Annotated in this window: 2 protein-coding genes; both read left to right on the forward strand. The window is 36.9% G+C overall.

From position 1 onward, the window contains the following. The coding region (locus GZ212_RS14435) for a LamG-like jellyroll fold domain-containing protein (RefSeq protein ID WP_206080459.1) at positions 1-5,475 on the forward strand (5,475 nt) is incomplete at its 5' end. A gap of 372 nt (positions 5,476-5,847) precedes the next feature. After that, positions 5,848-6,317, forward strand: a 470-nt coding sequence (locus GZ212_RS14440) for a hypothetical protein (RefSeq protein ID WP_166961738.1), incomplete at its 3' end; no start/stop codon positions are given.

Genomic DNA, 6,317 nt, shown 5'->3' on the forward strand with positions numbered 1-6,317 from the left:
CCTGCTACATTCCCAATAGGTAATACAACAGTAACCTGGACCGTAACCGATGCGGCCGGTAATTCTGCTACTGATACTCAAATAGTAACTGTCGAAGACAATACACCTCCAACTGCCATTTGCCAAGATATATCTATACAGTTAAATTCTGCTGGTGATGCAACAATCGCAGCAACTGATATAGATGGAGGATCAACAGACAATTGTGGAATAGCCTCTTTGATTGCCTCACAGACGGCCTTCACCTGTGCCAATTTAGGTGCAAATACTGTAACATTAACAGTTACTGATATTCATGGAAACTCTTCTACGTGTGATGCCATCGTCACAGTTGAAGATGACGAAGCTCCAACAATTAATTGCCCAACAGATAAAAACGTGGATTTTGAGGACAATTGTGAATTTACGCTACTTGACTATACCTCAGAAGCTTCAACTTCTGATAACTGTGATAATAATGTAACCTTGACCCAAAGTCCACCAGCAGGCTCTGTTTTGAGTGGTGCAGTTGTTGTTACTATTACCGCAACCGATGACTCAAACAATTTTTCCACCTGCTCCTTTAATGTGGTTCCTTCGGACAATGAAGCCCCTATTGCGGCATGTACTGATTACACAGCTGTACTAAGCCCTTCTGGAGTGGTGAATATTGCAGCATCCAATTTGGATAATGGTTCATCAGATAATTGTGGAATTGCTAATATGACGGTTACTCCGAGTTCATTTAATTGCTCAGATGTTGGACCGAATACCGTAACTTTTACTGTTTATGATGATGCAGGTAATTTTAACAGTTGTACAGCAACTGTAAATGTGGAGGATAATACTCCTCCAACAGCAGTATGCACCGATTTTGTTGTAGTTATCGATGCTATTACCAGAGACGCCACAATTACTGCAGAAAATATTGATAATGGTTCCACAGATGCATGTGGAGTTGCATCAATTACTGTGAATCCAAGCGTCTTTGATGAAGCTGCGGATGGGTTGTTATATGTGGCAACTACAACTTTAACAGTAACAGATGTGAATGGAAATGAATCTACTTGTACTGCCAATGTTACTGTAGAACCACCTAAAAATTTAAATACCTATATGACAGGTGTTATCACTAATCCCACTCCCGATAATCCGCAACCCCCTAGCCCATTGGTAGAGGTCACGGCTTGTCCTGGTGAATTATTAGATGGTGTCACTGTTTTATTTAATTTACAAGCAATTGCACCTTATAACTTGGTAGCTTCTGATGTCCTCTTTTGGGAAGTTTCTTATGATTATGGGGAAACTTGGCAACCCCTTGGATCATCAACTGGAGTTTTGAATTATTCCTTACCTGGGATAACGAATGATACCTTCGTAAGAGCCGTTATTGTTGATTCAGATACTGGAGCAACTAAAACGACCGCCGAGTCTTATGTACGTTTTCTACCTCCTGATGAACCACCAATAATTACTAGTATTTCTCCTAATCCACCAGAAATTTGTCTAGGAGAAGCAATCACCGTTACAGCTGAAAGTTTCTTTGAACAACCTAGCGGACAATTTGGAGAAGGTGGTGAGTTTAATAATGCACAACCTGAAGGTTGGTTAGTTGACGGAGAAGCAGGGTCCTTATCTGCTGGGGGAAATAATTCTAATCCTACCCAATGGATAGAAACTGGAAATAATAGTGGAACTACAACTTTTAGTGGAATTAGATATAATACACTTGATCCTTCAAAATTTGCAATTGCCCATGGCTATGGCTTTGATCCAACCTATCTAGAAACACCTGTTTTTAGTACCATTGGAATGACCTCTAGTGAGGCTATTTTAAGTTTTTTGACAAGCTACTATTTTTGTGGAGGAGGCAAAGGAGAAATTTGGTTGTCTTTTGATTCCGGTCAAAGTTACACCGTTCAATTATCAACTGTGGAAGGTTTAGATATGGACTCTTCTGATGGCACAACAACAACAGGAATAATACTTGATGAAACTAATCAAGGGCGTTGTGTAGGTGTACCATCCCCCATTTCTGTCCCGGTAACGGTAAATTTAGGCTCTTATGTAGGTCTATCTGGTCTAAGAATAGCGTTTGTATTTACTCCCGGAACTAATTCATGTGGCAACCCAAGTGCCTCAAGCCCAGGTTTTACAAACCCTAATAACGTCGACTGTAATTCACCATCAACTGGAAACCAAGCAATAACATTAGCCAGTGGTTGGGTTATTGACAAAGTTGGTTTTGCATACGCCTATGTAGATGAAGAAATTGAATGGACGGATGAAGATGACAATATTGTTTCAACTTCTACCGAAGCCACCATTACACCTGTAACCCCGGGAATTAGAACTTACGGTGTAACATCCCTTGTAAATGGTTGTAGAACGGAGAATGATGAAGGTACAGCATTCGTTGACTTCTATACAAGTTTAGCCTATGCCGGACAAGACTATACCCCTTTAAACAGTGAATGTGGTGAAAATGCGCTTCAATTGAACGCCTACGACAATACGAAAACAGCAACTGAAAACTTTATTAAAGGTGCCTATGAAACAAACCTATACGTGGTGCCAGATACCGCTGTTGGAGACACAGACTACCCAGGAACGGGAGTAATGGGAACTTGGAGTATTCAAAATGCTTCCTATAATTCTTGTGGAAGCTCTGCTATATTTTCTAGTGATACGGATCCGGATGCAATTTTTTCTGCAGATCCAGGAATATTTACTTTAAGATGGACCTTGGATAATGGTTGTTTTGATGAAATCACAGTAGAAATTAAAGACTGTCCAACAGTTGACTTTGATGGCATCAATGACCATGTCACTTTTAGAAATAACTACCAATTAAACTCTGATTTTAGTTTAGAAATTTGGGTAAAACCAAATTCAACTAATGGAACTAGGACTGTTTTCTCTAGAAAAGAATTTGGAAATACGACGAGCGGTTATGATTTAAGTATTGTTAATGGACAAATAAGATTCCGCTGGGGGAATGCCGGTGGAACTGGTCAAGTAACATCTGGAGGCAATACTGTTGGAACCAATAGATGGTACCATTTAGCAGTTACATTTAATGGCTCACTTTACACACTTTATGTCGATGGAATTGTATTAGGAACTGCCAATGGTACTGCTCCTTCAAATACTTCTGGTAGCATAGAAGCACTAATTGGAGCCATGGATCAATCTCCTCCAAACGAACCTACCAATTATTATCATGGTTGGGTGGATGAATTGAGAATTTGGAATAAGGCATTATCTTATGAACATATTCATCAAATGATGAATCAAGAAATTCAGGCTTTAGGCTCAGATGTTGGTGGTGTTGTATTAATGAACAAAATTGATGGTCCAGATTTCAATCAAGATGGTGTTGACGATGACCCACTTGTATGGAATGATTTGGAAGGATATTACAGGATGAATTTGACTTGTGGAAACCTAGCAGCCTACAAAGGAGTTACTGGAAGATTGAGAAACATCACAACTAGCCAACAACAAACAGCTCCTCTTCCATATATTACTACAAAAAATGGTAATTGGGATAACGATTCCACAACGGCTTCACCATGGTTATATTATTCTGTTTGGGATCATCCCAACAGCAATGGAATTAACGGAGAGGCCATTGATTGGAATATTGTTAGAACAAATCATGATGTGATCAGTGATGTGCAAGACATCACATTACTGGGATTACTAGTAGATTCCAATGAATTAACAATCAAAGATACAGGTGCTGATGATGAAACAAACAATGGTCATGGTCTTTGGATAACCCATTATCTCAAATTGAACGGTCAAATTGATTTGATAGGTGAATCTCAATTGGTTCAAAAACGATATACTATAGATCAATTGAACGATAGTGAACTTGAACCAGCTAGTGGCGGATTTATTGAACGAGATCAACAAGGAACCAATAACCTTTACAATTATAATTATTGGAGTTCTCCCGTTAGTGCTATTGGTGCTGCAACAAATTCAAATTTTACGGTAGCAAATGTCCTTAGAGATGGAACTACTTCATCCAATCCTGCTACAATAACTTGGATTGGAGGCTATAATGCAAATCCAGGACCACCCATCTCCATGCCAAATTATTGGCTTTGGACTTACAATGCCATCGCAAATAATTATTTGCAATGGAACCAAGTAGGAAGTACAGGAAGTATACCTGCTGGAAATGGTTATACCATGAAAGGAAGTGGAACTGGAAATGGCTATCAAAATTATGTTTTTAAAGGTAAACCTCATAATGGTTTGATTCAAAATGCCAACACTTCGGTTTCCAATGGAAATGAAATATTAATCGGTAACCCTTACCCGAGTGCTCTGGATGCAGATGAGTTCATTAAGGATAATATTCCTAATGATCTAGCTATAGCTGAAGGTTCTGCGGCCAATCCAGGATCAACTAATGCCATAGATGGTGCCTTATACTTTTGGGTGCATTACATAACCAGCAATTCACATTATCTTGCAGACTATGAAGGCGGATATGCCACATACAATTTGAGTGGAGGTGAAATTCCTACTACGCCACCAATAACCGAAGATGGTTATGAAATAAGCGATTTAGGGAATTCTACTTTAATGCCTGGAAGATATGTTCCAATTGGACAAGGTTTCTTTGTGGGTGCTTTAGAACCAGGAACTGGAGGTCAAATTAAATTTGAAAATGACCAACGCGTTTTTGAAAGAGAATCTGGATCTGGATCTTCTATCTTCTTAAAGACTACAAATAACGCAAATTTAACTTCTTCGAACAATGAGAATGAATCAATCATCCAAAGAGTAAGAATAACTGCATCCATGTCTAATAATTTGAATAGACATCTCATGTTAGCATTTGTTCCGAATAGTAGTGCTACTGATGGATATGATTATGGTTATGATGCAAAAAATATAGATACCTACTCCTCTGATGTATCTTGGAATATAAACGACGCTAATTTTGTAATCCAAGGTGTTAGTGAATTTGATTCAACGAAACAATATCCATTAAATGTTGAATTGGCTCAAGCTGGTGATTTAGCAATAAGCCTCAGAATGTTAGAGAATTTTGATGAAGATGAAATTGAAGTATTTATTTATGATTCTGTAACAGATGAATATACACAATTCAATGACGTACCTTTCTATATTAATTTAGATGCTGGTGAATATAATAGTAGATTCTTTTTAACCTTTGAATCTGATGAATCAACTCTAAGTATCATTGAAGATATGACCAATGATATTAGTGTAAATTATTTGAATAATTCCAGTGAAATTTTCATTAATACTTTTAACCAAATAAATATTAGAAAAGTCCAATTGATTGATATGGGAGGTAAAGTTATACAAACATGGAACCATTCTCAAGTACCTGAACTCTCTTATTCTAAAATAAAACTACCCGTACAACGTTTATCAAGTGGGCATTACATCATAAAATTAGATACTGATTTAAATACCAGTATCAGTAAAAAGGTGATAGTCGAATAATAAAATCTTTAAAAATTTACGAAAGCGGTAATAATCTTACCGCTTTTTTTGAATTTCTTTCAAAAATCTGCATTTCATCGTGTTTTTTATACATTTTATAGATTTTTTAATATTTATTTTTCTATATTGCGGCCTTAAATAGCTATTAATCCATTGTTAATTAAGAAGAATATTTATCACGTTATCAATTGTACAACAAAGGTGTAAGTAAATAATTCCAATAAAAATCCCAATACAATTATAATTTACAGCTTATATCTTAAAATACTATTGATCCACAATTCCTCTAATTTCAATTATTAATAGTTACCAACCGGCCCCAACTATGAAAGGTTGTAACGGTATATTTTTATATTTTTAAAAATATCAAATATGAGGAAACCTTACTTAATTGTATTAACAGTTTTACTTTCTGCTATAAGTTTTGCTGTCGTCCCTAAACATACTAGCTACCAGTCCAACTATCCACTAATTACAGACTCCATTTGTACCTATGAAGAATATTTGGAGATTACTTCAGACTTTCAAAACTATAATAGCATTGATTTAGTTCCAACTTGCAGAATCATTTCTATATATTTAAATACTTTGGGCTCCATTAATATTACACCTGAAGATATTGACTCTAACAATGCAGGAAGTGATTTCATTTTAAGCCAATACACTTTTGATTGTTCAGATATAGGATCAAACATTGTAACAATAACAGATACCAGTAATTCTACTACATGCAACGCAACAGTAATCGTTCAGGACAATATCGCGCCTACGGCAGTATGCCAGGACATTACCTTACAACTGGACAACACGGGGAACGCATCCATCGTGGCCCAAGATATAGA

It is taken from the genome of Mangrovimonas sp. CR14, from assembly GCF_011764015.1.
Lineage (GTDB): Bacteria > Bacteroidota > Bacteroidia > Flavobacteriales > Flavobacteriaceae > Mangrovimonas > Mangrovimonas futianensis.